Source organism: Pseudolactococcus laudensis, assembly GCF_013449735.1.
Taxonomy (GTDB): Bacteria; Bacillota; Bacilli; order Lactobacillales; family Streptococcaceae; genus Pseudolactococcus; species Pseudolactococcus laudensis.
In genome coordinates this window covers 52,731-79,730 of record NZ_JACBNY010000006.1, presented here as the reverse complement: position 1 = coordinate 79,730, position 27,000 = coordinate 52,731, and the positions used below count along the sequence as shown (strand labels likewise).

Genomic DNA, 27,000 nt, shown 5'->3' with positions numbered 1-27,000 from the left:
AAAAATCCTACACACCAAAGCAGTCGCCTCAACATCTTAATTAAGGAGATTAGTAAATGATACAAATCACATTCCCAGACGGCGCTGTCAAATCTTTTGATAGTGGCGTGACAACTTTTGAAATTGCTGAGTCGATCAGTAAATCACTAGCTAAAAAAGCACTTGCCGGTAAATTTAATGGCAAGTTGATTGATACAAACCGTGCGATCACTGAAGATGGGACAATTGAAATTGTGACACCTGACCACGAAGATGCCTTACCTTTACTTCGTCACTCAGCAGCTCACTTGTTTGCGCAAGCAGCACGTCGTCTTTTTCCTGACATCAAGTTAGGCGTTGGTCCCTCAATCCAGGATGGTTTCTACTATGATACAGACAACGCTGAAGGTCAAATCTCTAATGAAGACCTCCCACGTATCGAGGCTGAAATGATGAAAATCGTCAAAGAAAATCTGCCATCTATTCGTCGTGAAGTGACAAAAGCTGAAGCGCAAGAAATTTTTGCAGCTGACCCTTATAAACTTGAATTGATTGAAGAACATAACGAAGATGAAGGTGGCTTAACCATCTACAGTCAAGGCGAATATACAGACCTTTGTCGTGGCCCACACATACCATCTACTGGTCGCATCCAAATCTTCCACCTCTTAAATGTTGCAGGCGCATATTGGCGCGGTAACAGCGACAATGCCATGATGCAACGTGTCTATGGCACAGCTTGGTTTGATAAAAAAGACCTTAAAGCCTACCTAAAAATGCGTGAGGAAGCTAAGGAACGTGACCATCGCAAGCTCGGTAAGGAGCTAGATCTATTTATGGTTAACCCTGAAGTTGGATCTGGTCTGCCTTTCTGGTTACCAAACGGTGCAACAATTCGTCGGACGATTGAACGTTATATCGTTGACAAAGAAATCGCGCGTGGCTACCAACACGTATATACACCAATTATGGCGAGTGTTGATTTCTATAAAACATCTGGTCACTGGGATCACTATCATGAAGATATGTTCCCACCAATGGACATGGGTGAAGGTGAGCAATTAGTCTTGCGTCCGATGAACTGTCCACACCATATCGAAGTTTATAAAAATGATGTCCATTCTTATCGTGAATTGCCGATTCGGATTGCCGAGCTTGGCATGATGCACCGCTATGAAAAATCTGGTGCGCTTTCTGGTTTACAACGTGTGCGTGAAATGACCCTCAATGATGGCCATGTTTTCGTTCGCCCTGACCAAATCAAGGATGAATTCAAACGGACATTGCAACTCATGACTGATGTCTATGAAGATTTCAATGTCACAGACTATCGTTTCCGTCTATCTTACCGTGACCCTGCAGATACACATAAATATTTTGATAATGATGAGATGTGGGAAAATGCCCAAACTATGTTGAAAGCTGCCATGGATGAGCTTGAGTTGGACTATTTTGAAGCAGAAGGCGAAGCAGCTTTCTACGGACCGAAACTCGACGTGCAAGTTAAGACAGCACTTGGTAACGAAGAAACTTTATCTACTATTCAACTTGATTTCTTGCTCCCTGAGCGGTTTGAACTTGAATATGTTGGTGCTGATGGTGAAGGTCACCGTCCAGTCATGGTTCACCGTGGTATCGTCTCAACAATGGAACGTTTCGTCGCCTATCTGACTGAAGTTTATAAAGGTGCTTTCCCAACATGGCTTGCCCCAACACAAGTAACCGTGATTCCTGTATCCAACGATGCACACGTTGATTACGCTTGGGAAGTTGCTGATGTTTTGAAAAACGTCGGTATCCGTGTCAACGTAGACGAGCGCAATGAAAAAATGCAATACAAGATTCGCCAGTCTCAAACTAATAAAATTCCATACCAAATTATCGTAGGTGATAAAGAACAAGCTGACAAATCTGTCAATGTTCGTCGCTATGGTAGCAAAGAAACATCTGAATTTAGCTTGACTGACTTTGTCGCAGCCATCACAGCTGATGTTGCCAACTACTCAAAAGTAGTCGCATCAAACGATTAAACATAAAAGCAGAAACTGACATTTCGTTGTCAGTTCCTGCTTTTTTTATATGATGTTATAAGGCTTGAAAATCTAAAATATCCAAGTCTAATATTTTACCTTTATCAATAATTGTTGCTTGAGTTAAAACGCTATTTTCTCGATTTCTGATTAAGTCATTTAAAAACGGTGAGATGGCTTGTGAAATACTTTTTGAAGCCGTCTTATATAATATACTTGGCGTATGGTCGACAACATAGTGTGTGACTTGATTAACCTCATAGGTGGGTGATGACATGGTAGTGATATGTGAACTTTCAATCCCACCACCGGCATCAGCGGAAATATCAATGATTAGACTACCAGGTTGCATCAAAGCTAAATCCTCTATTGTAATTAGATGGTCTTCACGATTCACATCCCAGAGCGATGCGTTCACAACGACATCAAAGTTCCCGAGGGTCTGTCTGAGTAAGCTTTCCTGATTGCGCCGAATGACGGTGACATCGGCGCCAAGACCTTGCAGGACACGTGTTGCACCAAAAGCGACACTTCCTCTGCCAATCAGAGCGACTTTTGTGTCATACGGCATTTGACCGGTTAATAGAAAGGCATGCAGGATAGCGGATTCTCCAGCAAGCTCATTATTTCTCCAAAAAGTATGTTGTTGGTTATCAGACATTTCTTCCCAAGCGATGACGCGGACACCAGTTGCGAGTAGGGCATTTGTAATATCAAGACTTTCCTTGGCGTGAATCCAGCCAAAGACGGTTTGATGCGCTTGGAGCTGACTTAGAATATCAGACTCACCGATTTTAGGTTCACAAATGATACTCTGCTCAAGAACGGTTTGACGTGGGACGATTTGTACGCCTAGGTCTGAATAACTCGTATCACAAATTCCTAAATCTTGTCCATAACCTGTTTCCAGGTAAATCATTTCAGGATGGGTAATGTGTGTTAAATCTTGTGGGAGTAGGGCAATGCGATGTTCATTTGGCTTGTGACTTTTTAAAAAGCCGATTGTTTGTTTTGTGACCATGAGTCTCCATTCGAGGGACGCCTACTGATGGTTTCTAGTAAGGACGCTATGCTCAGTATAACATGTAAAAGATTTAATTGTCGGTTTATTGATAAATAGTGTTTAGAATGATGAAAGAAAAGTTAGGGAATCAAATAAACAGCAGCTATTGACTACTGTTTATTGACTTAATCTAAGAAAAACGGATTGTGCAGTTTTTCAGCACCAATTCTAGTTTGTGGGCCATGTCCGGGAAAGACACGGTAATTATCAGGTAATGTAAAGAGTTGCGTGCGGATAGAGTGTTTAAGTACTTCTATATCGCCAGTGTTCAAATCAGTTCTACCAATGGTACCTGAGAAAAGGGCATCTCCTGTAAAGACAATCTCTTCCTTCTCAAAAACGAAAGAAACACCACCCTGGGAGTGACCAGGTGTTGCAAGGACAGTGAAGTCAAAGCCACCGATGTGATAAGCTGTGCCTTCTGAAAAAGTGTGTTCTGCAGCATTGACCACGACATTGGGTAAATCATGTTCATGACGCGGTAATCCTGAGAGGTTAAGTGTTGGTGTGTAGAGCCAATCGGCCTCGAGTGGGCTGACATAAACTGGTGCGCCAGTTGCCTCACGAACAGCCTCGACACTCATAATATGGTCGTAATGGGTGTGGGTCAAAAGAATCGCTGCGACAGGCTTATCGAGGTCTCGGATAACGCTGAGAATCGTGTCCGTGTCGTTACCTGGATCGATGACGAGTGTTGCCTCATCGTTGGATAGAAAGTAAGTATTTTCATAGGCGATAGGATTAGTAATCATTTTAATGTTCATAAAAACTCCTTTGAGATGTATCACGTTAGAATAAAGCCGTAGCAAGTGATTTTTCTTGTTATTGCTTGTTTCCCTCATTATATCAAAAAACAATATATGTTATAATGGATTTAACTTATTTATAGATAGAAAACGAAAATTATGACCAAATACGCAGTAGTGGATTTAGAGGCAACAAGCGCTAGCCACACGAGTAAAATTATCCAAATTGGTATTGCCGTGGTCGAAAACGGCAAAATCATACAAACCTATCAAACTGACGTCAATCCACATGAGACGTTGGATTACCATATCTCCATGTTAACAGGCATCTCAACGGCTCAAGCTCAGGCCGCGCCTGATTTTTATGATGTCCTCTCTGACGTTGCAGCTATCCTGAAAAACTGTGTTTTTGTCGCGCATAATGTGAAATTCGACTATCATCTCTTAGCTCATACCTTTGCGCAACATGGTGTTAACCTTGATATGCCTAGAGTCGACACGGTCGAACTGGCAAGGGTTTTCTTCCCAACTCTGGAGAAGTATGGACTAGAGACACTCTCGCGTGTTCTGAACTTGCAGCATGATAAACCACATGAAGCACTTTCGGATGCCTATGCGACAGCCAAACTTTTGATTAAACTGCAAGAAAAAATGCGTCATCTACCCAAAAATGTTTTGACAGAAATTGAGCAGCACGCTGATAATCTCATCTATGAAACAAAAGTTGTCATCACTGAACAGCTACCAGAAGCCAAGCGCAAGCATGCCGATATGATTAAGGTCAATCATATCTCGACATTGAAACCTTATTTTGCGGAAAATAAAAATTTAGTCAAAAAGAATTTTAGACAAAATTTGAAGATGCTTAACTTAACAGAACGCCCGCAACAAAAAGCTTTTGCGGAAGTGGTGAAGGCACGGCTTGCAGATGATGCTGCGTCTTTCATTGAAGCGCCAACAGGCATCGGAAAGACCTATGCATATTTATTGACACTATTAGGTCAAGGCAAAAAGCTGATTTTGTCAGTGCCGACGAAAATCTTACAGGATCAACTCATGCAGGATTTAGCCCCTATTTTTAAGGCGAAATTTGGTGTTAACTTTGCTAAAGTACTCGGAACAGCCAACTATATTTCATTAGAGAAATTCAGCAAATTACTGTATAGAGCAGATGAAGGCAAAAATTTTGAAATATTCAAGATGAAAGTGCTAGTATGGCTGACAGAGACAAAAACAGGGGAACTCGATGAATTGAGTCTCACGATGACTAGTCATGCTTATCTGGATAGCATTCGTCATACGGGCGTTGTGAGTCCAGGACAACTCTATTTTGAGCAAGATTTTTGGCAGTTAACGCAGAAGAAAGCTGAGAATGCTCAGGTCATTGTTATGAACCATGCTTATTTAGCGGAACGAATAGCAGACCAAACAGAGATGTTTGAAGATAAAGTTTTAGTAGTGGATGAAGCGCAACAACTCTTTTCTGTTTTAGAAAATGCGCAACAAAAATCAGTTAAACTCTTAGATGAGCTTGTCAAAGTCAACCGTCATACCTCGCAGTTACATAAACGATTGTTAGAAAGTCTCACGCATCAGTTGTCACGGCGACAACTAAATATTGATAAAATCCGTTTGGATGCGCAAGAACTAGGTCTAACAGCGATTACAGATGTCCTTGCCAATCCGGAAGATTTTGTCTGGATTCAAAATCATGTGCTCAAGTCTAGCCCAACAGACTTTCTAAATTTTGCGGCCATGATTCCCCAACAAACCAAGACTTATTTGATTGGCGCAACCTTGTCTATGTCGGATAAAAAGGCTGTTTTTCCAGAGCTTTTAGGTTTTACTGATTACACCTTTGACACCATGCCCCAGGAAAAAAACGATAATCAGCAAGTTTTTGTGGCAACAGACAGTGCCGATATTACAAGTCTCTCACCAGAAGCCTACGCTAATTTTATTGCTGAACGAGTGCAAACATTCGCAAAACTTGGCAAGCCAATGGTTGTCTTGTTTACGAGCAATGATAGCCTTGCGCTAACAGCGCAAGCTTTAGAAGCAGCGGGAGTTGACTTTCTCCAAGCTGATGCATCAGGGGATGCCAGTCGAATTAAGAAAAAATTTGATGAGCGTGCACGGGCTATTCTCTTGGGAAGTAAAAAATTCTGGGAAGGTGTCGATTTTGAACGACAAGATGAGCTCATTTTGCTTGTGACGAGACTGCCATTTACAGTCCCTGATGATATTTTAATTCGAAAATATGCCAAGCGGTTCAAGAATCCCTTCTATGATTTTTCTGTCCCTTTGGCAACCTTGCAACTCAAACAAGCAATTGGACGTGTTAACCGTCGAAAAGACCAAAAATCAGTGGTCGTTATCCTCGACAAACGCTTGGCAGGTAAAACCTACGCCAAAAAAATGGTCAAAAATTTACGACAAGCCAGTCGTGTGGATTTTGCCAAGATAGAGGATATTTTACAAGAAACAAAAGATTTTTTGTAGTATAAGAAAGGCAGTTATGAGGAAAAAACGAATGACAAAAATCAGTCAAATTTGGATTGGTGTGCTATTAATTATCCTGTCTCTTTTGATTGGTACAATCTTCTTTTATATGCAAGCTATGAGTCCTTACAGTCGTGCTAAGTCAGATGCTATTAGCCTTGCCAAAGCAAAAACACCTGTCAAAGAAGTTACGAATTTTGAAATCACGACGACGTTGACAACGACTTATAGTCTCATTGGTCAAGATAGTAAAGGAGAAGCACTGGGTGTTTTAATGCCTGCTAAGGGTGGTGAGATTAAAGTAGTCAAACTAGCAGATAATAAAAGTGATTTAACTGAAAAAACAGCAGCATTGACCCTTTACGATGGTAAAGTCGCTTGGCAAACTAAAGATATGGTCTTGTATGCTTTTGATACCGGTGAAAAAATAAAAGGTTAAAGTCATACAAGGCATAAAACATCAAAGTAATATTAAAAATAGTAATGTGTTAAAGGATGCCTTTGTATTTGAGAATAAATTGAGAATATCGCAAGGAAAGGCTGATTTTTCAAGGTATTTTTGGTATAATTCTAGGTAATCGCAAATTTTTGTAGTTCAAGTTGGGAGAGGATACCTTATGAAATTATCAAGCCTAGTCAATAATTTAGAAGAATCGGTGACACTAGCAGCCTCTGCGCGTGCTAAGGAGTTGCAAACGCAAGGCAGAGATATTCTGATGCTAACCATTGGTGAACCTGATTTTACAACACCTGATAATATCGCAGCAGCAGCAAAAGCAGCGATTGATTCAGGAAAAGCAAGTTTCTATACCCAAGCAGGCGGTTTACCTGAACTTAAAGATGCTGTTGGTACTTATTTCGAAAAATACTATGGCTATGGTGTTGCGCGTCAAGAAGTTGTTGTGACAACTGGTGCGAAATTTGCCCTCTATGCTTTCTTTGCGAGTGTCTTAGATGCTGGTGATGAAGTTATCATTCCAACACCCTACTGGGTAAGTTACGCAGATCAGATTAAAATGGTCGGTGGTGTGCCAGTCTTTGCCGTTGGAACACAAGAAACAGACTTTAAAGTAACGGTTGACCAACTTGATACCCTCAAAACGCCTCAAACGCGCGTTTTAATCCTTAATTCACCCTCAAATCCGACAGGTATGATTTATACCTCAGACGAATTGCGCGCCATTGGGAATTGGGCAGTAGACAATGATGTTTTAATCTTGGCCGATGATATCTATGGCCGATTGGTGTATAATGGTAATGCCTTTACACCAATCTCTAGCCTTTCAGATGCCATTAAAAACCAGACTTTGATTATCAATGGCGTTTCAAAGACTTATGCTATGACAGGTTGGCGGATTGGTTTTGCCGTCGGCAATCCTGAGATTATCAGTGCCATGAGTAAAATCGTCAGCCAGACGACATCTAATCCGTCGGCAGTTGCTCAGTACGCAGCGATTGAAGCCTTAACTGGAGACCAAACCGCCATTGAAACCATGCGGGCAGAATTTGAACAACGTTTAAATACGATTTATCCGTTAGTCAATGAAATTCCTGGCTTTGAAACTATCAAACCACAAGGGGCGTTTTACCTCTTTCCAAAGGTAGCCAAAGCTATGGCAATCAAAGGCTTTACAGATGTTACAGCTTTTTGTGATGATATCTTAGAAGAAACTGGTGTTGCCGTTGTAACAGGTGCTGGATTTGGTGCTGACGACAATCTTCGAATGAGTTACGCAACAGATATGGCAACTTTAGTAGATGCTGTCAATCGCCTTAAAGCATATATGACAGCCTAAATTAGAAATGAAAAGAGGCGCATAGGATGTTTCAATCAGAATTAGCTATCATGCTCTATGTTGAAAATATCAACGATGCTTTAAACTTTTGGCAAGGGATCGGCTTTGTCGGTCAAAAAATAGATGATAACGCAGCGACAATTAAACCTGCCGCAGATAGTCAAGTTACGCTGAATTTGTATGCTAAAGCATTCATCCGTGAAGTCTCACCAGAAGTTGTTGACAATGTGGCATCACTCATGTTTCAAGCCAATGACTTTGATGCCTTGCATGCTAAAGTGACAGAGGTAAGTGATGCAGTTGGTGAAATTGTAGTAGCACCAGGTTTAGGTCGTGTCTTTAATTTTGCAGACCCGGATGGCCATTATTATGCAGTTTGTGAAGTAAAATAATTTTAGTTGAGACTTTGAACGGACGTAGTTCGTGAATGACCCAGTTTGGACGGCGCGCCAGCGGAGGTCAAGTTTCAAGCTTTCACGAAATGGAAGCGCAGAAAGACTTTGAACGGACGATAGTTCGTGAATGACCCAGCTTGGACGGCGCGCCAGCGGAGGTCAAGTTTCAAGCTTTCATGAAATGAAAGCGCAGAAAGTAGGAAATAGAAAAAATGGGAAACTTTGTATCAATCGTTGACGTTAAAAATTATGTCGATCAAGAAATCACAATTGGCGCTTGGGTAGCCAATAAATCAGGGAAGGGTAAGATTGCTTTCTTACAATTGCGTGATGGGACAGCTTATTTTCAAGCAGTTGCTTTCAAACCAAATTTCATTGAAAAATTTGGCGAAGAAGAAGGCCTTGCTAAGTTTGATATCATCAAACATTTAGCGCAAGAAACTTCTGTGAAAATTACAGGGACTGTTAAAGCTGATGATCGTAGCAAATTTGGCTACGAACTTGATGTGACAGATATTGAGGTCATTGGTGAATCTGTGGATTACCCAATCACACCTAAGGACCACGGAACAGACTTCCTTATGGATAATCGTCATTTATGGTTGCGTAGCCGTAAACAACATGCGATTATGCTTGTCAGAAATGAAATTATTCGTGCGACTTATGAATTTTTCAATGCGCGTGGCTTTATCAAGATTGATAGCCCGATTTTAACAGGCTCAGCACCAGAAGGGACGACAGAATTGTTTGAAACTGACTACTTTGGTCAGCCTGCTTTCTTGTCACAAACTGGTCAGCTCTATGCTGAGGCAGGTGCTATGGCCTTTGGCAAAGTCTTTACCTTTGGGCCAACTTTCCGTGCTGAAAAATCGAAAACACGTCGTCATTTGACAGAGTTCTGGATGATTGAGCCTGAGATGGCTTTCACGACACATGAAGAATCTCTTGACGTCCAAGAAGCTTATGTGAAACACATTATCAAGGCTGTCATAGACAATCAAAGCTATGCATTAAATGAGCTTGACCGTGATGTAACAGTGCTTGAAAAATACATCGAGACACCATTTAAAAAGATTACTTACGACGATGCTGTCGCTTTGTTACAAGAGCATCAGGCTGATAATGACTATGAAAAAATCGAATGGGGAGATGACTTTGGCTCACCGCATGAAACATGGATTTCAAATCATTTCGGTGTGCCGACCTTCATCCTCAACTATCCAAAAGCGATCAAAGCCTTCTATATGAAACCACATCCAACACGTGATGATGTGGTCATCTGTGCTGATTTGTTAGCACCAGAAGGTTATGGCGAAATCATTGGTGGTAGTGAGCGTGCGACAGACTATGAGTATCTCAAAGCCAAATTAGTTGAATTTGGTCTATCAGAAGAAGAATACGCTTGGTATCTCGACCTTCGCAAATATGGTAGTGTGCCACACTCAGGATTTGGACTCGGATTAGAACGTGCAGTGACTTGGATCACAGGCAATGAACATATCCGCGAAGCGATTCCGTTTCCACGTCTCCTCCACCGTTTGAAACCTTAAGGGGAAATCAACCAATATGAAAAAAGTGTTACAAATTTCGATTGTAGTCATACTAGTTGCCTTAGTTGGTATGATTTTTTTCAAAATGGTATCAGGAAAATCAGCAAGGCTTGAAAATCGACCGATAAAAGTGACAAAATCTGTGGCTGATAAGGTCGTTGGTGAAAGCAGTGAGAAAGCTAAGTCGTCGACATCTAGTGAGCAAGAACAAGCGAAACCAGAACACAAATGGGTCAAGTCTGATACGCCAATCGAGTTTCCAATTTTGATGTATCATCACATTGCAGATGTTGTTGATGGCAATACCTTATTTGTACCGGCTGATGAATTTAAAATGGAGATGACTGCACTCAAGAATGCTGGATATTATACTTTGAGTCCTGAGGAAGCCTATCGTGTCTTGACGACCAATGAAAAGCCAGCAGAAAAAATTGTCTGGGTGACTTTTGATGATGGTTACAAAAATGCGCATGATACGGCCATGCCGATTCTCACGGCACTTGGGATGAAAGGCAGTTTCTTCATTATTACCGGAAATTTGGGGAATGAAGATACGATGACGGATGTGATGTTGTCAGATTTGAAAGCCAATCCGCTCATGTCTGTCGGTAGTCATACCGTTAGTCATCCAGATTTGGAATATTCAAGTAATGAAGCGGCCAATGCTGAATTGGTTGATTCTAAGAAGTATCTGGATAATTTGTTACACCAAGACACGTCTGTCATTTGTTATCCGGCAGGGCGCTATAACACTGAAACTGCTGGACTTGCTGAAGCGGCTGGCTATAAGCTTGGCTTAACGACTAATCCAGGTCTTGCTAGTAGTGCAAATGGTCTCTTTGCCCTTAATCGTGTCCGCGTATCTTATGGTCAAACAGAGGCAAGTTTTATGGCCTCTGTTGGTAATTAATGATTTAATAAAAATAGTGGCTGTTGAAAAACATCTACTTTTTTTATTGTTCTTTTTGACACAATTTTCTGATAATTTGTTATACTAGGAACAAGTACTATATCAAAATATGATGTATCAGAGGAGAAATATTATGCCAATCAAAACTATCGCAACAGACCAAGCACCAGGAGCTATTGGGCCTTATGTTCAGGGCAAAATTGTCGGTGATTTTCTTTTTGCATCAGGTCAAATTCCACTAGACCCAAAAACAGGTGATATTGTAGGTGAGACAATCACTGAACAAACACAACAAGTCATGAAAAATGTTGGGGCGATTCTTGCCGAAGCTGGTACAGACTTTAATCATGTGGTTAAGACAACTTGTTTTTTGAGTGATATGACAAATTTCGTACCATTTAATACTGAATATGCTAAAGCTTTTGGTGTAGAATTTCCAGCACGTTCAGCCGTCGAAGTTGCCAGATTACCTAAAGATGTTTTGGTTGAAGTTGAAGTCATAGCTTATTTGGGGAAATAGATTATTAGAGATAAAAACAATATACAACGATACCACGTTACCGATGCTGATATATAGCTGGCAACTACTTTAGAAGATAAAATTATTGTCAACTAAAAAAGAGACGGAGACAAAAGCTCTCAGTCACTAAAAGAGAAAAGCAGACTCAGAAAATCAAATTGATTGTCTGAGTCTGCTTTTTTATTCACATAATTTTCCAGAAAGAATATCAGTTTATCACGAAATAGTAAATGTTTTTTACCAAATGGGTATTGTTTTGGCAAAAGAATGCGAATTTCGCATAAAAATGTCAATTTTCTTACCGATTTCGTATTGTTTTGCCAAAAGAATGCGAATTTGGCATGAAAACAACATATTTGTTAGAGACTTTTGTCCCAATCTCTTTTTATTTAACGAATTTGGTAAGAATGGTTTTCAGTGGCAAATATAAAAGTGTCACTAAAATAATTGTGCCAATCCCGTTAATGGCAGTGGCAAGAAGAGAAGTAAAGGCTGCAGCAGCTGCGGGTTCTAAACTAGCCCCAGCAACTAAGGCACGAATGAGGCCTTTTAAAAAATCTGTTAATAGTTTGACCAAGACACCAGATGATACAGCGATTGTGACTAACCAGAGTTTATCGGAAAAGACTTGTTGCAAAGCTTTATACACAATCTGAATTGTTAAAGCAACTAAGACGTTACCTAAAAACACAATAGGCATTTCAACAGCGTAGCCATTGATAATATCAAAAATTGCAAGACCAATAGCACCTGAAAAAGTACCGTAGCCAAAACCTAAATAGAGTGCCGCGAGTGCCACAACGGCATTACCAACATGGAAAAATGGTGCGCCAATCGGGGCAAAAATAGCAACGTGAAGCGACTGAATTGAGACGTATGCGAGTGCTGCGAAAAGCGCAGCTAAGATGACTTTTTTTGTTTTATTTTGGGTGATGGGAAGAAAAACTGTAGTTTGAGAATTTTTTCGTGTTGTCATGAGATGTCTCCTTTTTGATGCTTATGGTGTGCTAAGTTTTAAAACACGTTGTAAGACTGGTACAAGTGCTGTTGCAATGATAATTCCTGAAATGTTTTGTAAAAGGTTAGGAATTAGACTAGGCAAGAATCCACCAGGTCCATAAAAAAGAATATTTGCAAGACCGTAACTGATGACCATAAGAGTAGTTGCAAGAAGGTAATTTAAAGGACGTGATTTGGTACTAGCAGATAAGTAACCTTGGGCCCCGTGAATGACAAGTGAAAATAACATCCACTGCGGATAGCCGCTCACGATATCAAGTAAAAAACCACTCAGTCCTCCGACAATAGCCCCCTCTTTTTTTCCGAAAAGAGATGCTGCAGTAAAAACTAAACCGTCCATTACCGTGATAAACCCTCCCGGTGTTGGAATTAATAATATTTTTGAAATTGCAACATTTAAAGCGATTATGATTGCTAATAAGATAAGTTTTTTATTGTTAGAATTCATAAATAATCTCCAGTTTATTAATCTTGTATTTTTTGATTGAATTATAAAACCTACTACATTTTTACAACTTAGCCTGAAATATTCGCCAATGGCTGAAAAAATTGTGAGTATTTCAGAATTTGAAACGACCATTATCTCGATAAGCACCGTGCCAAATATGTCCGAGATATTGATTAAAGGGCTGGGCGTTTGTAATCGCTGCATGGACGAATGCTTTGGCAGTTGTTACGGCATCAAGAGTTGATTGTCCATTAGCAAGTCCTGCGGTAATGGCAGCAGCAAAAGTACAGCCGGCTCCGTGATTGTTATCGGAATGAACGAGTGGACTTTTGAGATGATGAAAGTCATGGCCGTCATAGAATACATCTAATGCCTCATCGTGCTGATTATCAAAACGACGACCACCTTTGATAATCACGTTTTTAGCACCGTAGCCATGAAGGATTATAGCTGCTTTTTCAATTTCGGAAACTGTTTTAAGTTCACCAAGTCCGGATAAAATACCTGCCTCGACTAAGTTTGGCGTGGTCACATCAGCAACAGGAAAGAGCAATTCTCGGATGCTATCTGCGTTTTCGGAAAGCAGAATGCCGGCTGTTCCTTTACAAGCCAATACTGGGTCAATGACAATATTTTTCGGTTGATAGCGTTCAATCGCATCGCGCACGACTGCAATCGTTCGAATATCGCCCAACATGCCTGTTTTAAGAGCATCTGGCTTGCCACCCGCAAAAATAGTGTCTAATTGGCGCCCAACAATCTCTGGTTCGATCGTTTCAATGGTATGCGACCAATTATCATTAATATCCATCGTCACTATTGACGTTATGGCACTCATACCAAAAGTACCATATTCTTGAAAAGTCTTTAAGTCAGCCTGTAAGCCGGCGCCACCTGTCGCATCACTTCCGGCAATAGTTAGTGTTTTTTTCTTTGTTTTCATCTCTTATCTTCATTTCTTATTTTATTTTTCTCTTGCAATCTATTCTAGCATTTGGTATGCTAAATGGAACAACCAATTGGATTGTTTTTTAACCATCCAATTTACAAGAAAGGCTTGCAAGATGAATTGGGACATCGAGAGAACACAAAAAACACCTATCTATCAGTCAATCATGAAACACATTACCCAAAATATCCAAAATGGTCAGCTATTACCAGGCCAAAAATTACCCTCTGAGCGAAAACTGGCAGCCATAATTGGTGTCAATCGCTCAACGATTGTAAGAGTTATGGCCGAGCTAGAGGCTAAAGGCATTATCAAACGTCAACAAGGCAGTGGGACAATGGTTAATGACGATAAATGGGGGTTAAGTCAAGAACCAGTAGTAGATTGGCACCAGTTGATTCAGGGGCAGCAGACTGATGAACATCAACTGTTGATGACACAAATCAAAGAAAAAAGTCAGGAAGAAGGTGTGATTGACGCCTATACAGGTGAGTTACCGCTTGATTTAGTACCGGCTTTTGATTTGCCTCAGTCAAATTGGCGAGATTTTATTGAAGCTGATAAAAACCAAGATGCGCTAGGCTACTTTCCACTCCGTCAAGCGATATCAAATCTCGTGGCACAAGATTATCGGTTCACGCTACCAGTTGAGCATCTGATGATTACCTCAGGAGGGCATCAGGCGATTTTTTTGATTGTTCAAGCCTTACTTAATAGTGGCGATGCAGTTGCGATTTGTCAGCCTTCATTTTTATATGCCTTGAATCTGTTTCAGACTGCGGGTATTCGCCTATTTGGTGTACCGATGGATGAACAAGGGATGCGCCTAGATTTTCTCGAAAATGAGATACTAAAGCATCGTGTCAAGTTAGTCATGCTCAACCCAACCTTTCAAAATCCCACTGGCACGACCATGTCTTTAGCACGCCGACAGGCATTAATTAAATTATGTCAGACTTACAAGATTCCGATTATCGAAGACGATGCTTTTGGCCTGCTACCATTTGACAAGCGAACGAATGTCCCACCTTTAAAAAAATTAGACCCGCAAAATGTCATCTACATTGGCTCTTTGTCTAAAATTATCGGCTCAACGACAAAAATTGGTTGGATTAGCGCGCCGCTAGCAGTGTTAGAGAAATTATCAATCGCTCGGCAAGATTTGGATTTGACGCTCAGTATTTTTCCGCAAGTCTTGGCTAATTACGCTTTGTCAGATGTGACTTTCCAAGATAAACTTGCCAGTTTGCGTGCTCAAATCAATGTTAGAATGACTTATTTCTTAGACTTGATTGGTCAAGATTTCACCTGTCATCGCCCGGCTGGAGGTTTTTATGTCTGGCTGAAATTGTCAACAGATACGCTGACAAAAAAACAGATGGATGCCTTTTTATCGGCTGGTATTTTGTGTCTGCCCAGTTTTGTTTTCGGCGATAAAACACCTGCCATTCGGCTTAATATTGCGCGATTAAATCGTGATGAAATCAAGCGATTGGTTGAGAAACTGCAAGAGTTAAAGCAGGTGGGAATTTGTTAGAGAGAAAACTCAAATGCTGCCTATTCAATTGCTAAAATGTTATAATAGTGGTAGTTAAGTATTGCTTTCCAGTTAAAAGTGATACCAAATAAGATGCGTGAAAGAGGCTAACTTGGCACAAGAAAATATCGTAATTCATGGCGCTCGCGCCCACAATTTGAAAAATATAGACGTCACGATTCCGCGAGATAAATTAGTCGTGATGACAGGACTTTCAGGCTCGGGAAAATCATCACTAGCTTTTGATACACTTTATGCCGAAGGACAGCGACGCTACGTTGAGAGTCTCTCAGCTTATGCTCGTCAGTTCCTTGGGAACATGGATAAGCCAGATGTTGATAGTATCGACGGCTTATCGCCTGCGATTTCGATTGACCAGAAGACGACGTCTAAGAATCCACGCTCAACGGTTGGCACGGTAACTGAAATTCATGACTATCTGCGCCTGCTTTACGCACGGATTGGCACACCATACTGTATCAACGGTCATGGTAAAATTACAGCACAATCTGTCGAGGAAATTGTCGACAGTGTTTTAGCCTTACCTGAAAAGCAACGGCTCCAGATTTTAGCGCCCATTGTCCGGGCAAAAAAAGGGCAACATAAGAAGATTTTCGAGAAAATCCAAAAGGACGGCTATGTCCGTGTGCGGGTCAACGGCGAGGTTTATGATGTGTCTGAAGCTCCTGAGCTGGAGAAGAATAAGAAGCATGATATTGATATCGTGATTGACCGAATTGTGCTCAAGGACGGGATTCGTGGGCGTTTGTTTGACTCGGTTGAGGCTGCTTTGCGTCAGGGTGATGGCTATGTCAAAATCGATACTATGGATGGCAATGAGTTGTTGTTCAGTGAATACTATGCCTGTCCTATTTGTGGCTTTTCTGTGCCTGAGCTTGAGCCGCGTTTGTTCTCATTTAATGCGCCACAAGGTGCTTGTCCGGATTGTGATGGACTTGGCATGCGCTTGGAAGTTGACCTTGATTTGGTTGTGCCAGATGGGACTAAGACAATTCGTGAAGGTGCGGTTGTACCGTGGTATTCAGGGACTTCGACTTATTATCCCGCTGTTTTAGAGCAGGCCATGAAGGCTTTTAAAGTTGATTTGGATACCCCTTTTGAGCAACTAACAGAAGATGAAAAAAACTTGATTTTTTATGGCTCAGGCGACAAGCTATTCCATTTCTATCACGAGGGAGATTTTGGTCTGCGTGATTTGGACATGGCTTTTGTTGGGATTGTGCCCAATATCTTCAGACGTTACGAAACGGGTTCTGATAGTACGAAAACCCAAATGCGAGCTTATATGAATGCTTTACCCTGTCAAACTTGTCATGGCAAGCGGTTGAATGAACAGGCTTTGTCTGTGAAGTTGAATGGTGAATCAGGCTATGATATTGCTGACTTGTCTAATTTGCCGATTGGTGAGCATTTGGCGCTGATTCATTCACTGACTCTATCAGAAAATGAAGAGATGATTGCACGTCCGATTGTCAAAGAAGTTGGCGACCGTTTGAGTTTTTTGAAAAATGTGGGGCTGGACTATTTGACCCTATCTCGTAATTCTGGGACTTTGTCAGGTGGTGAGAGTCAGCGAATTCGTTTGGCAACGCAGATTGGCTCAAATCTATCCGGTGTCCTTTACATTTTAGATGAGCCGTCGATTGGTTTGCATCAGCGTGATAATGATCGTTTGATTGAATCCTTGAAGAAAATGCGCGATTTAGGGAATACGCTCATCGTCGTTGAACATGATGAAGACACGATGATGGCGGCAGATTACTTGATTGATATTGGTCCGGGTGCTGGTGATTTGGGTGGTGAAATTATCGCTGCAGGCACACCAAAACAGGTCGCTAAAAATAAAAAATCAATTACCGGCCAATATTTGTCTGGTAAACGAAAAATTCCAGTACCAGAAGTTCGTCGACCGATAGACCTAGAGAAAGCTGTTGTCGTTAAAGGAGCAGCAGAAAATAATCTTCAAAACTTAGACGTTGCCTTTCCTTTAGGTGTGATGACAGCAGTAACCGGCGTTTCAGGTTCTGGTAAATCAACCTTGGTCAATGCCATTCTTAAAAAAGCCTTGGCACAAAAACTCAATCATAACAGTGATAAGCCTGGTAAATACAAGTCAATTTCAGGTTATGAAAAAATTGAGCGTTTGATTGATATTGACCAAAGTCCAATTGGTCGGACACCACGTTCCAATCCAGCGACTTATACCTCAGTTTTTGACGATATTCGAGATTTGTTTGCTAATACCAATGAGGCTAAGATTCGTGGTTATAAAAAAGGTCGTTTCTCCTTTAATGTCAAGGGTGGGCGTTGTGAAGCCTGCTCTGGTGACGGAATTATCAAAATTGAAATGCACTTTTTACCAGATGTTTATGTACCATGTGAAATTTGTCATGGTAGACGTTACAACTCTGAGACTTTGGAGGTGCACTATAAAGAGAAAAACATCTCAGAAGTGCTTGAGATGCGCGTGTCTGATGCGGTTGATTTCTTCAAGCACATTCCGAAGATTGAACGGAAACTACAAACGATTGTTGACGTTGGTTTGGGTTATGTGACTTTAGGACAGCCTGCCACGATACTCTCAGGCGGTGAAGCCCAACGGATGAAACTGGCAAGTGAGCTACAAAAACGCTCGACTGGTAAGTCATTCTATATCTTAGATGAGCCAACAACTGGTTTACATACTGAGGATATTGCCACATTGCTTGAAGTCTTGAATCGCTTGGTTGAGCAAGGAAATACGATTGTCGTTATCGAGCATAATCTAGATGTCATTAAGACAGCTGACCATATCATTGACTTAGGTCCTGAAGGTGGTATCGGTGGTGGTACGATTTTGGCGGTTGGTACACCAGAAGAAGTAGCTGAGGTTGACGCGTCTTATACAGGTAAGTATCTGAAGGAGAAATTAGGATGACAAGACTGGAAACAGAGCGTCTGATGCTCAGACCTTGGTTAAAAACGGATGCAGAAGATCTTTATCGCTATGCAAGCGACCCTGAGATTGGGCCAATTGCTGGTTTTCCTGTTCATACGAGTGTCGAGAATAGTTTAGAGATTATTGACACTGTTTTTCAAGAGTCGGGTAATTTTGCCATCTACTTAAAAAGTGAAAACCGTGTTGTCGGTAGTATCAGTCTAAAGATTGGGCAACAGAGTAGCCTTAAATTGACGAAGCAAGAAGCTGAGATTGGCTACTGGATTGGCAAACCATTTTGGGGGCAAGGCTTGATGCCTGAGGCAGTTGAGGCTGTCATTGATTATGCCCTGAATACGCTCGAAGTGACTGACTTGTGGTGTGCTTATTATGAAGGTAATGTCAAGTCTCAGCGTGTTCAAGAAAAATGCGGTTTCCGTTATCATCATACAGCGTATGACGTCCGAACATATTATGTTAATTTATATGTTGGTTAAAAGATGTTGGGACAAAAATCCCTCCCAAAATAGGCTATGAATGATTTCTAATGTTAATAGAAATCGGTCATAGCCTATTTTTGTGTCATTTTCCGATTCCGAAAAAATTGGAAAACAACATTATAATTCATTCGTAGAAAACAATTACGAAATCGGTATTCTTTTGGCAAAACAATACGAAATCGGTAAAAAAAGTGCCATATTTGTGCGAAATCGGTATTCTTTTGCCAAAACAATACGAAATCGGTAAAAATAAGCTATTTCTCGTGAGAAAATTGGATTCATTCACCCAATAATGCGGAAAAATAGGAAAATAAACTGGCAGGTTTACTTTCCTTTTTTGGTGACTGAGACCTTTTGTCTCATCCTCTTTTTTTACATTATTTTTTAGAAAAGTAGGTCATTCGTGATATAAGAAAGTCACTCATACAAAGTTTTGGTCATATTTGTCATCTTTCATACCGTTCATGACATTTTGATTTTCATAGTATGAAATTGCGATATACTAAGGACACAAACAAAAAAGTTGTAAATAGTTGGCCAACTAGTGATTTTGTTTTCTGATTAAAATAGTTATATCGTTTTTGATAAAAACTATTTTAGTCGGCTGTTGCAGTGAATGAAAATTCATATTTTGAAATTGACTAGATTTCGTATTTAGGGAATAGAGTTAGAAATTGTAGGAGAAAAATCATATGACAAACAAAACGTTGAACAATGTCGTTGCATTAGATAAATTTCCGGTGCTTACTGAAGATGAGATGGTAATGGTTGAAGGTGGCATACTTCCAATTGTTATTGGAGGAATTGTAATTTCTAAAGGTGTTATTATTGGGGTAACAGCAGTTGCTGCAGGGCTAGGTATAGGATATTTAGTAAACAGATAATGAAGGAGGTAGACAAATGTCAACACAAGTATTTAATTTCAATAATTTTAACCAATTAGACGAAACGGAACTCACCGAAGTAGTAGGCGGAATTACTCCTGGTCTTGTTCTTGCGTTATTTATGGCGGGTTATACGATTGGAAAAGATATTGCTAAGCGTTAAAAAAAATCGACAGAAATTTTTTTTGGGACTGTTTATCATCTACATTCTTACCATAATAGTGGGAGATGTGATAGACTCAAATTATTTAGCAAACTTATTGCCTCCGCCACTTGTCATCATTTTCTTTCTTACGATTTATAATTTGTGATGACTGCTGTTTTCTGGTTAATTAAATTTTAAACACAATTAATTTTTAGTGATTAGAAGGCTAAAAAATAACTGTGAAGTAAATTGTTAACTTTTCATGAATATATCTACGATATTTACGATAAGTTAAGGACATCTAAACGTTTAGTTTGGATGTTTTTGGTTATAAATATCAATTAATTTATTAGATATTTCACTAACTTTATGAGCTATTATAACTTTTGTTGAATTGATAAACAATCACTTTTAAAAGTAGCTTTAATTTGGTGATTTACAATGGTTATAAGGATGCTGCAAAGAGGTAAGCAATTTAATAACAATGTTGATAGGAACCATGATTATGAAATTGGATGAATTTATAAGGTATGGACTAGTTATTGTAGCGGTTTGTCTATGGATTATAAAATTTATATGGGAAGAATATTTTAGTGTTAATATATCTGATATATTAATTACTTTTATGGGTGTACTTTCATTAATTCATCTTATTTATGACATAACTCATAAATAGTTTATACCTCAAAATATGCTTGGTAGGAGTAATGGTAGTTTTTGGGAATTTGTTGGTTACGTCATTGGCGCAACAGTTCATGGGCATTAAAAAATATATGCCATTGCAATACAGCCTAAACACGTATCGATGATAACTAGGACTAGAAAACATTCAAATTAGGATTGATTTGGATATTTTTTAAGAGCATTAAAGTAACATTTATAGGTCATTCGAGGCATATTTCGGGTCGTTTATGGTATCAGGATAAAAAGTTGAAAAAAATACGATATACTAACATATAAGCGCTTGCAATATTTTTAAATAAGGAATGGAGAAATGAAATATGGAAATTGAAACAAATCTTTTTCAAAGAGTCCTAAAAGTAACGCTTTTAAAATTAGGCTATGTCTTTATCGCGTTAGGTATGTTTTTAGCAGACCAGACTTTAACCTCAGTTGTCATGTTTCCGCAACTTTTTAATCTAAAATATACGACAACATTAACGGTAATTCTCTCTAGTTTGACTGTGGCATTTTGTCTACTTACACTTTGGCTAGCGAATAAAATGAATTTAACGGATTTTAAATTAAAGATGAGGATACCAAAATTTATTGGCGTTGTCGTCCTAAGTGCTGTTGTGATCTCCATTGTTATGGCGATTGGTAGTATTATAATTACAAATGGTGGTGAGGCAACCTCAGTTAATCAACAACTGCTTAATAATTTATTAAAAACAGTCCCCTTAATCCCTTATGTTTTAGTAACCGTATTGCTTGCGCCAGTCGTGGAAGAATTTATTTTTCGTGGTCTGATAATTGGTAAACTTTCGCCCAAGTACAAATGGGCTGGAGTTGTGGTTTCGGTCATTATTTTTGCTCTCGTTCATAGTCCGAATAATTTAGGCAGCTGGATTCTGTATGGAGGGACCGGTGTTGTTTTAGCTTTTACTTACTGTAAAATGGATAGTTTGGGTACGAATATTGCCATTCATCTAGTTAACAATGCAAAGACTGTTTTGATCATGGTCTTATTATTGAGTTAGGCTTGAATCGAATAGGATAAGATATGTCCAGTATGAGACAATTATTGCCAAGTTTTCTAAAAAAGAAACATTTCCAATAGAATAGGATCATGGCAAGGATATTAAAGGTTAAGTAGACGTAAAAGTTTATTTCTGATATTTTCTCATTTTTGGTATTTTGATTGATGGACAAGAAAATTCAAATTTACCAAGGGTCTTTAAATATGTCAAGGGTATTTGACATATGAAAAATAGTCAAAATTTTAATCTAAAAACACTAAAAATTGCCTCAAAAAAATGTTAGAATAGAAAAGTATAACTTAGTCAAAGTAAGCATACTCATAGACCTGATTTTAACATCACAGAAAGAGGTAAACATGCGTAAAACAATGGACGGAAACATGGCAGCAGCTCATGTGGCTTATGCCTTCACAGAAGTGGCGTCTATCTATCCAATCACACCGTCTAGTCCTATGGCAGAGTACACGGACGAGTGGCAGGCTGCGGGGCGGAAAAATATTTGGGGCGATACTGTCTCGATTAGTGAAATGCAGTCTGAGGCGGGCGCCGCAGGCGCCATTCACGGGGCACTCAAAGCAGGGGCACTTGCGACGACCTATACAGCGTCGCAAGGCTTGCTATTGATGCTGCCAAACATGTATAAAATCGCTGGAGAACTACTCCCTAGCGTGATTCATGTTGCGGCACGTGCGGTTTCGACCAATGCTCTTAATATTTTTGGTGACCAGTCAGATGTCATGAGTGCGCGTGCAACGGGGTATGTCATGTTGGCAGAGTCTTCAGTTCAAGAAGTCATGGATTTGTCAGCTGTGGCACATTTAGCGACGATTGAATCTTCTGTGCCATTTATGAACTTTTTTGATGGGTTCAGAACCTCACATGAACTACAAAAGATTGAGGTCTTAGACTATGCGGATCTGGGTCAACTGATCAATCAAGAAAAGTTGCAAGAATTTCGTGATAGAGCTATGAATCCTGATCACCCGACAGTTTCGGGGACTAATCAGAATGCTGACATCCATTTCCAACAGCGTGAAACGACCAATAGTCACTATGATAAAGTGCCTGCGATTGTTCAAAAATACATGGGCAAGATTAACGATTTGCGTGGCACAGATTACGATTTGATCAATTACTACGGGGTAGCAGATGCGACGGAAGTGATTGTGTCAATTGGCTCTGTCGGCGAAACGATTGAGCAGACTGTGGATTATTTGAATGCACAAGGTCGCAAGACTGGTTTCTTAAATGTGCATCTATATCGACCATTTCCAGCAGAAAATTTTCTTGAAAAGCTCCCTAAAACTGTGACAAAAATCGCTGTCTTGGATAGAACTAAGGAGCCAGGTGCTGATGGTGAGCCACTTTATCTGGATGTTAAGTCTGTTTTGTATGACCATGCATCTGACATCAAAGTGATTGGTGGGCGTTATGGGATTGGCTCGAAAGATACGACGCCAAGCCAAATTGTTGCTGTTTTTGATGAATTGGTTAAAGACGCGCCTAAAAAACGTTTCACAATCGGTATCACGGATGATGTGACGAATTTGTCGCTCGACTTAGGCCTTTCGCTTGATTTGACACCAAGTTCAACGTTTCAAGCTAAGTTCTGGGGATTTGGTTCTGATGGCACTGTTGGTGCCAATAAATCTGCTATTAAAATTATCGGTAACCATACAGATAAATACGTCCAAGGTGCTTTTGCCTACGACTCTAAAAAATCTGGTGGTTTGACAGTTAGTCACTTGCGTTTTGGTGATACACCGATTAAGTCAACCTATATGATTCAACACGCCGACTTTGTCAGCCTATCAACAGCCAGTTATGTTCACCAGTATGATGTTCTGAAAGGGCTCAAAAAAGGTGGCACTTTCTTGCTCAATACGGTCTGGACTGATGAGCAACTTAATCATCATTTGCCAAGTCGGATGAAACGTTATATCGCTGAAAACGACATTCAATTTTATACCATGAATGCTGTTGAAATTGCGGGTAAGGCTGGCCTTGGTAGACGGATTAATACTGCCATGCAAGTGGGTTTCTTTAAATTATCACAAATCATGCCTTTTGATGATGTCTTTAGCATTCTCAAACAAGATGCACATGATAGTTATGCTCGCAAATCTATGAAGATTGTTGAGCAAAACTGGCAAGCTATGGATTTGGCAGTGGATGGGTTGCACAAAGTGACGATTCCAACCGATTGGGCAACAGCAAAAGCGCCACAAGCCATTGAAGTTGGTGGTGAAAAAGTTAAGAAATATGTCTTCCAAATCGTCAATAACGTCAACGCTCAAGAAGGCGATAACCTGTCAGTTGGGGATTTAGTTGATAACGACATGACAGATGGCCGCATGCCACTCGGCACAACCGCCTCTGAAAAACGTGGCGTTGCCTTAGAAGTACCCGTATGGGATGTTGACAAATGTACCATGTGTAATGAGTGTAGTTTTGTCTGCCCACACGCAGCGATTCGACCTTTCCTACTGGATGAAGATGAACTAAACGAAGCACCTGAAGGTTATCTCGTCAAAGATTATCGTGGCGCTGATGGTCTCATGTATCGGATCCAGGTTTCTGTCGAAGACTGCACTGGCTGTGGTCTCTGTGTCGAGGCTTGTCCTGCCAAAGGTAAAGCGCTCGAAATGAAACCTTATGAAGAAGTCCGTGCAGAGGCTGCAAATTGGGCCTTTTCAATGACCCTGAAAACCAAAGCTAATCCAGCTAAGCCCAACACTGTTATTGGCACACAGTTCAACACGCCATTACTCGAATTCTCAGGTGCCTGTGCTGGCTGTGGCGAAACGCCTTACGTTAAACTCCTCACACAAATGTTTGGCGACCGCATGATGATTGCCAATGCCACAGGTTGCTCATCTATCTGGGGTGGCGCAGCACCTGTCAGCCCTTACACAACAAATGATGCTGGTCAAGGCCCTGCCTGGTCCAATTCCCTTTTGGAGGATAATGCGGAATTTGGTTATGGCATGTGGTTGGCGTCGCAAGCGCGCCGCACGAAGTTGGCCAAGGATTTGACAACTCTGCTTAATGAAGTAGCAGTATCAGAAGAAGTAGCAGCCCTGATGCAAGACTGGATTGACCATAAAGATGAATCTGAAGGCACACGCCAACGTGCTGAGAAACTCAAAAGTGCCCTAGCAGACTTAGGCCCAGAGTTTGACAGTATTCGAGCACGCCAAGACCAATTTGTCAAACCTACTCAATGGATGATTGGTGGCGATGGTTGGGCTTATGATATTGGTTTTGGAGGGATTGACCATGTCATTGCCTCTGGTGCAGATGTGAATATGCTCGTCATGGATAATGAAGTCTATGCCAATACCGGTGGTCAAGTTTCTAAAGGCACACCACGCTCTGCGATTGAAAAATTCTCAGCAGCAGGGAAAGCCGCAGCTAAGAAAGATTTAGGTTTCATGGCCATGACCTATGGTAATGTCTATGTCGCCCAAATCGCCTCGGGTGCTAATAAAATGCAAACGATTAAGGCTTTTGAAGAGGCAGAACGTCATAATGGGCCGTCAATCATCATCGCCTACATACCATGTATTTCACACGGTTTACGTGGTGGTATGTCACAAACCATTCGAGAAGCTAAAGAAGCTGTAGAGTCTGGATATTGGCAACTTTATCGCTATAATCCAAACTTGGAAGATATGGGGAAAAATCCCCTTACGCTAGACTTTAAGAAACCTGATTTTGATAAGATGACAGGGTTCATGACTCAACAAGTTCGATTTGCAAGCCTACAACGCATCAAGCCAGAAGCAGCGCAAGCCTTGTTTGATAAGACGACTGCAGATGCGCGTCGTAAATTTGTTCGCTATGCACGGATGTCTGGAGACTTAGATAAATTCCTAGCTAAGGAAGCCAAGGCTAAGGGTGAAGAAACAGTCCTTGTCACTTCTGCTAAAGTAGAGCCTCCAAAGCGTGAAAAAGACCCTGAAGCTGAGGCTCGTCGTGCTGCCAAACGTGCAGAGCGTGCCGCTAAACGCGCAGGAAAGTAACCTAACAATCGAAAATAACGATTAATGTAAAAAAGCAGGGATAAAAGTCCTCAGTCGCCAAAAGAGAAAAGTAAACTGGCAGGTTTGCTTTTCTCTTTTTTTATATTATTTACTGAATGAATCCGAGTTTTTCATATCATCACAACTTTTTTTACCAATTTCGTATTGTTTTGCCAAAAGAATGCCGATTTCGCACAAAAACGGCACTTATTTTACCAATTTCGTATTGTTTTGCCAAAAGAATACCGATTTTCGCAAAAAACGGCACTTTTTTACCAATTTCGTATTGTTTTCAGTGAATCATCATGTTGTTTTACAATTTTGGGGAGGGATTTTTGTCCCACCCCTTATGTCAAGACATTTACTAGATGTTTATGTTACAATCACCACAAGAAAACGCTTTCAAATAAGTGAATAAGAGATGAAAAGGTAAGAAAAAATGTTTGTTTATATTTGTTGTGCTGGTGGAATGTCATCTAGTCTATTTTGTATCAGAATGGTAACAGCATTGAATGAAATGTATCCCGCTTTAAAAGTAACGTCAGCACATTTAGACACTGTCATGTCGAAAGAGACGACCTATCGAGATAAATATGACTTGATATTAGTGTATGGTGGGGTTGATGTCATCAGTCCAGAGAATGCTTTCGAGCTCAATCAGTTTATCGATGTTATCTTAATAGCGCCTCAAGTTGCTTATCTATTGCCCTTAAAATAGGTGGTATTAAAGGAATACCCGATTATCGTCAAATTAATTGATAAGAAGATTTTTGGGACAATGGCGGGAGTTAGGGCATCGAGTGATTTGTTGGATGAACTTGTTGATTTGGATTTGGAGCGCTCATATCTGTCGGCAGCCATGATTGAAACGAAAAATGCCGATAAAAATATTGAACTTTTATTAACTGGCTTGGACCGAAAAGGTGATGTTGCCAAGCAATTGGTCCATTCTTTTGAAAGTATGGGGTTAAGAGTTGTTCAAGAAAAATATGGTCTAGAAAATCTATATCAGTTTCAGCCTCAAGGTGATTATGATATCAGGCTCTTATTTGGCTATAACCACATGTTGTCAATAGAAGATATGCCTAAAGTATCTCGAAGAATTGATGGTTTGATTTACCTGAAAAGTCCGTTAGAAAATCCTAAAATAGACTGGTTTCAAGACTATCAAATTCCATTGCTTAAACTTAATCGACAGCAACATTACGGTAAACCCTTTGATTTCTCTACTATCCAGGCCTTTCTTTTGACAGTCGCTCAACGCTCAGAAATGATTAGTGAGACCTATGTTGCTAAATTTGAGGCAGCGCCACCGGAAAAGCAAAGGCACCATTTTCTGGGTATCTTGTCATGGGAAGTTTAA

The 27,000-nt window shown here is 40.4% G+C and carries 22 protein-coding genes; 17 read left to right on the top strand and 5 right to left on the bottom strand.

Features of this window, described 5'->3' with window-relative positions; translation table 11 throughout:
* Positions 1-56: 56 nt before the first annotated feature.
* Positions 57-2,009, top strand: coding sequence for a threonine--tRNA ligase (gene thrS / locus HZR21_RS05190; protein ID WP_180746741.1), 1,953 nt, complete (start codon positions 57-59; stop codon positions 2,007-2,009).
* 55 nt (positions 2,010-2,064) lie between these two features.
* Here the strand turns inward: thrS and HZR21_RS05185 are convergent, their stop codons facing one another.
* The gene (locus HZR21_RS05185; RefSeq protein ID WP_180746740.1) at positions 2,065-3,030 is read right to left on the bottom strand and encodes a Rossmann-fold NAD(P)-binding domain-containing protein; all 966 of its coding nucleotides are present in this window, start codon (positions 3,028-3,030) and stop codon (positions 2,065-2,067) included.
* A gap of 167 nt (positions 3,031-3,197) precedes the next feature.
* The gene (locus HZR21_RS05180; protein ID WP_180746739.1) at positions 3,198-3,836 is read right to left on the bottom strand and encodes an MBL fold metallo-hydrolase; all 639 of its coding nucleotides are present in this window, start codon (positions 3,834-3,836) and stop codon (positions 3,198-3,200) included.
* A gap of 141 nt (positions 3,837-3,977) precedes the next feature.
* Between HZR21_RS05180 and HZR21_RS05175 the strand changes: the two genes are divergently transcribed.
* From HZR21_RS05175 to HZR21_RS05145, 7 genes are all read left to right on the top strand, one after another.
* Positions 3,978-6,320, top strand: coding sequence for a helicase C-terminal domain-containing protein (locus HZR21_RS05175; protein ID WP_180746738.1), 2,343 nt, complete (start codon positions 3,978-3,980; stop codon positions 6,318-6,320).
* Positions 6,321-6,351: 31 nt separating this feature from the next.
* On the top strand, positions 6,352-6,759 hold the full coding sequence (locus HZR21_RS05170) for a cell wall elongation regulator TseB-like domain-containing protein (RefSeq protein WP_180746737.1): 408 nt from the start codon (positions 6,352-6,354) through the stop codon (positions 6,757-6,759).
* Between the two features lie 178 nt (positions 6,760-6,937).
* A complete protein-coding gene (locus tag HZR21_RS05165) occupies positions 6,938-8,116 on the top strand; it encodes a pyridoxal phosphate-dependent aminotransferase (protein ID WP_180746736.1) in 1,179 nt (392 codons plus the stop codon).
* 26 nt (positions 8,117-8,142) lie between these two features.
* Positions 8,143-8,508: a VOC family protein gene (locus HZR21_RS05160; RefSeq protein ID WP_003139630.1), complete on the top strand. Its 366-nt coding sequence runs from the start codon at positions 8,143-8,145 to the stop codon at positions 8,506-8,508.
* Between the two features lie 215 nt (positions 8,509-8,723).
* Positions 8,724-10,061 (top strand): asparagine--tRNA ligase, encoded by a 1,338-nt coding sequence (gene asnS, locus HZR21_RS05155; protein ID WP_180746735.1) that lies wholly within the window; start codon positions 8,724-8,726, stop codon positions 10,059-10,061.
* Positions 10,062-10,077: 16 nt separating this feature from the next.
* Positions 10,078-10,971: a polysaccharide deacetylase family protein gene (locus HZR21_RS05150; RefSeq protein ID WP_180746734.1), complete on the top strand. Its 894-nt coding sequence runs from the start codon at positions 10,078-10,080 to the stop codon at positions 10,969-10,971.
* Positions 10,972-11,104: 133 nt separating this feature from the next.
* Complete coding sequence (locus tag HZR21_RS05145; protein WP_180746733.1) at positions 11,105-11,491, top strand: RidA family protein; 387 nt, start codon at positions 11,105-11,107, stop codon at positions 11,489-11,491.
* Between the two features lie 385 nt (positions 11,492-11,876).
* On the opposite strand, the gene HZR21_RS05140 is transcribed toward HZR21_RS05145, so the two are convergent.
* The 3 genes from HZR21_RS05140 to thiD form a co-directional block, all read right to left on the bottom strand.
* Positions 11,877-12,467: an ECF transporter S component gene (locus tag HZR21_RS05140; protein ID WP_180746732.1), complete on the bottom strand. Its 591-nt coding sequence runs from the start codon at positions 12,465-12,467 to the stop codon at positions 11,877-11,879.
* Between the two features lie 21 nt (positions 12,468-12,488).
* The gene (locus HZR21_RS05135) at positions 12,489-12,959 is read right to left on the bottom strand and encodes an ECF transporter S component (RefSeq protein ID WP_180746731.1); all 471 of its coding nucleotides are present in this window, start codon (positions 12,957-12,959) and stop codon (positions 12,489-12,491) included.
* Positions 12,960-13,071: 112 nt separating this feature from the next.
* Positions 13,072-13,902 carry a bifunctional hydroxymethylpyrimidine kinase/phosphomethylpyrimidine kinase gene (thiD, locus tag HZR21_RS05130; protein ID WP_180746730.1) on the bottom strand — a complete coding sequence of 277 codons (831 nt, stop codon included), beginning with the start codon at positions 13,900-13,902 and terminating at the stop codon, positions 13,072-13,074.
* Positions 13,903-14,023: 121 nt separating this feature from the next.
* Between thiD and HZR21_RS05125 the strand changes: the two genes are divergently transcribed.
* From HZR21_RS05125 to HZR21_RS05085, 9 genes are all read left to right on the top strand, one after another.
* Entirely contained in the window at positions 14,024-15,445 is a 1,422-nt protein-coding gene (locus tag HZR21_RS05125; RefSeq protein WP_180746729.1) for an aminotransferase-like domain-containing protein, read from the top strand.
* 112 nt (positions 15,446-15,557) lie between these two features.
* Positions 15,558-18,383 carry an excinuclease ABC subunit UvrA gene (gene uvrA, locus HZR21_RS05120; protein ID WP_180746728.1) on the top strand — a complete coding sequence of 942 codons (2,826 nt, stop codon included), beginning with the start codon at positions 15,558-15,560 and terminating at the stop codon, positions 18,381-18,383.
* Positions 18,380-18,880 carry a GNAT family N-acetyltransferase gene (locus HZR21_RS05115; protein WP_180746727.1) on the top strand — a complete coding sequence of 167 codons (501 nt, stop codon included), beginning with the start codon at positions 18,380-18,382 and terminating at the stop codon, positions 18,878-18,880. The genes uvrA and HZR21_RS05115 overlap by 4 nt, the downstream gene beginning before the upstream one ends.
* Before the next feature lie 695 nt (positions 18,881-19,575).
* Positions 19,576-19,767, top strand: coding sequence for a hypothetical protein (locus HZR21_RS05110; protein WP_003137659.1), 192 nt, complete (start codon positions 19,576-19,578; stop codon positions 19,765-19,767).
* A gap of 16 nt (positions 19,768-19,783) precedes the next feature.
* Positions 19,784-19,930 carry a class IIb bacteriocin, lactobin A/cerein 7B family gene (locus HZR21_RS05105; RefSeq protein WP_003137660.1) on the top strand — a complete coding sequence of 49 codons (147 nt, stop codon included), beginning with the start codon at positions 19,784-19,786 and terminating at the stop codon, positions 19,928-19,930.
* 983 nt (positions 19,931-20,913) lie between these two features.
* Positions 20,914-21,612, top strand: coding sequence for a CPBP family intramembrane glutamic endopeptidase (locus HZR21_RS05100; RefSeq protein WP_003137661.1), 699 nt, complete (start codon positions 20,914-20,916; stop codon positions 21,610-21,612).
* A gap of 356 nt (positions 21,613-21,968) precedes the next feature.
* A complete protein-coding gene (gene nifJ, locus HZR21_RS05095) occupies positions 21,969-25,637 on the top strand; it encodes a pyruvate:ferredoxin (flavodoxin) oxidoreductase (protein ID WP_180746726.1) in 3,669 nt (1,222 codons plus the stop codon).
* A gap of 439 nt (positions 25,638-26,076) precedes the next feature.
* Positions 26,077-26,355: a PTS sugar transporter subunit IIB gene (locus HZR21_RS05090; protein WP_180746725.1), complete on the top strand. Its 279-nt coding sequence runs from the start codon at positions 26,077-26,079 to the stop codon at positions 26,353-26,355.
* The gene (locus HZR21_RS05085) at positions 26,356-27,000 is read left to right on the top strand and encodes a hypothetical protein (protein ID WP_180746724.1); all 645 of its coding nucleotides are present in this window, start codon (positions 26,356-26,358) and stop codon (positions 26,998-27,000) included.

What these genes read in the sequence shown, in the direction of transcription:
- HZR21_RS05160 (WP_003139630.1), top strand. Translation starts at nt 8,143, where the DNA reads ATGTTTCAATCAGAATTAGCTATCATGCTCTATGTTGAAAATATCAAC.
- HZR21_RS05145 (WP_180746733.1), top strand. Translation starts at nt 11,105, where the DNA reads ATGCCAATCAAAACTATCGCAACAGACCAAGCACCAGGAGCTATTGGG.
- HZR21_RS05125 (WP_180746729.1), top strand. Translation starts at nt 14,024, where the DNA reads ATGAATTGGGACATCGAGAGAACACAAAAAACACCTATCTATCAGTCA.
- HZR21_RS05090 (WP_180746725.1), top strand. Translation starts at nt 26,077, where the DNA reads ATGTTTGTTTATATTTGTTGTGCTGGTGGAATGTCATCTAGTCTATTT.
- HZR21_RS05140 (WP_180746732.1), bottom strand. Translation starts at nt 12,467, where the DNA reads ATGACAACACGAAAAAATTCTCAAACTACAGTTTTTCTTCCCATCACC.
- HZR21_RS05175 (WP_180746738.1), top strand. Translation starts at nt 3,978, where the DNA reads ATGACCAAATACGCAGTAGTGGATTTAGAGGCAACAAGCGCTAGCCAC.
- HZR21_RS05110 (WP_003137659.1), top strand. Translation starts at nt 19,576, where the DNA reads ATGACAAACAAAACGTTGAACAATGTCGTTGCATTAGATAAATTTCCG.
- nifJ (WP_180746726.1), top strand. Translation starts at nt 21,969, where the DNA reads ATGCGTAAAACAATGGACGGAAACATGGCAGCAGCTCATGTGGCTTAT.
- thiD (WP_180746730.1), bottom strand. Translation starts at nt 13,902, where the DNA reads ATGAAAACAAAGAAAAAAACACTAACTATTGCCGGAAGTGATGCGACA.
- HZR21_RS05185 (WP_180746740.1), bottom strand. Translation starts at nt 3,030, where the DNA reads ATGGTCACAAAACAAACAATCGGCTTTTTAAAAAGTCACAAGCCAAAT.
- HZR21_RS05105 (WP_003137660.1), top strand. Translation starts at nt 19,784, where the DNA reads ATGTCAACACAAGTATTTAATTTCAATAATTTTAACCAATTAGACGAA.
- asnS (WP_180746735.1), top strand. Translation starts at nt 8,724, where the DNA reads ATGGGAAACTTTGTATCAATCGTTGACGTTAAAAATTATGTCGATCAA.
- HZR21_RS05100 (WP_003137661.1), top strand. Translation starts at nt 20,914, where the DNA reads ATGGAAATTGAAACAAATCTTTTTCAAAGAGTCCTAAAAGTAACGCTT.
- HZR21_RS05165 (WP_180746736.1), top strand. Translation starts at nt 6,938, where the DNA reads ATGAAATTATCAAGCCTAGTCAATAATTTAGAAGAATCGGTGACACTA.
- HZR21_RS05135 (WP_180746731.1), bottom strand. Translation starts at nt 12,959, where the DNA reads ATGAATTCTAACAATAAAAAACTTATCTTATTAGCAATCATAATCGCT.
- thrS (WP_180746741.1), top strand. Translation starts at nt 57, where the DNA reads ATGATACAAATCACATTCCCAGACGGCGCTGTCAAATCTTTTGATAGT.
- HZR21_RS05170 (WP_180746737.1), top strand. Translation starts at nt 6,352, where the DNA reads ATGACAAAAATCAGTCAAATTTGGATTGGTGTGCTATTAATTATCCTG.
- HZR21_RS05180 (WP_180746739.1), bottom strand. Translation starts at nt 3,836, where the DNA reads ATGAACATTAAAATGATTACTAATCCTATCGCCTATGAAAATACTTAC.
- HZR21_RS05150 (WP_180746734.1), top strand. Translation starts at nt 10,078, where the DNA reads ATGAAAAAAGTGTTACAAATTTCGATTGTAGTCATACTAGTTGCCTTA.
- HZR21_RS05115 (WP_180746727.1), top strand. Translation starts at nt 18,380, where the DNA reads ATGACAAGACTGGAAACAGAGCGTCTGATGCTCAGACCTTGGTTAAAA.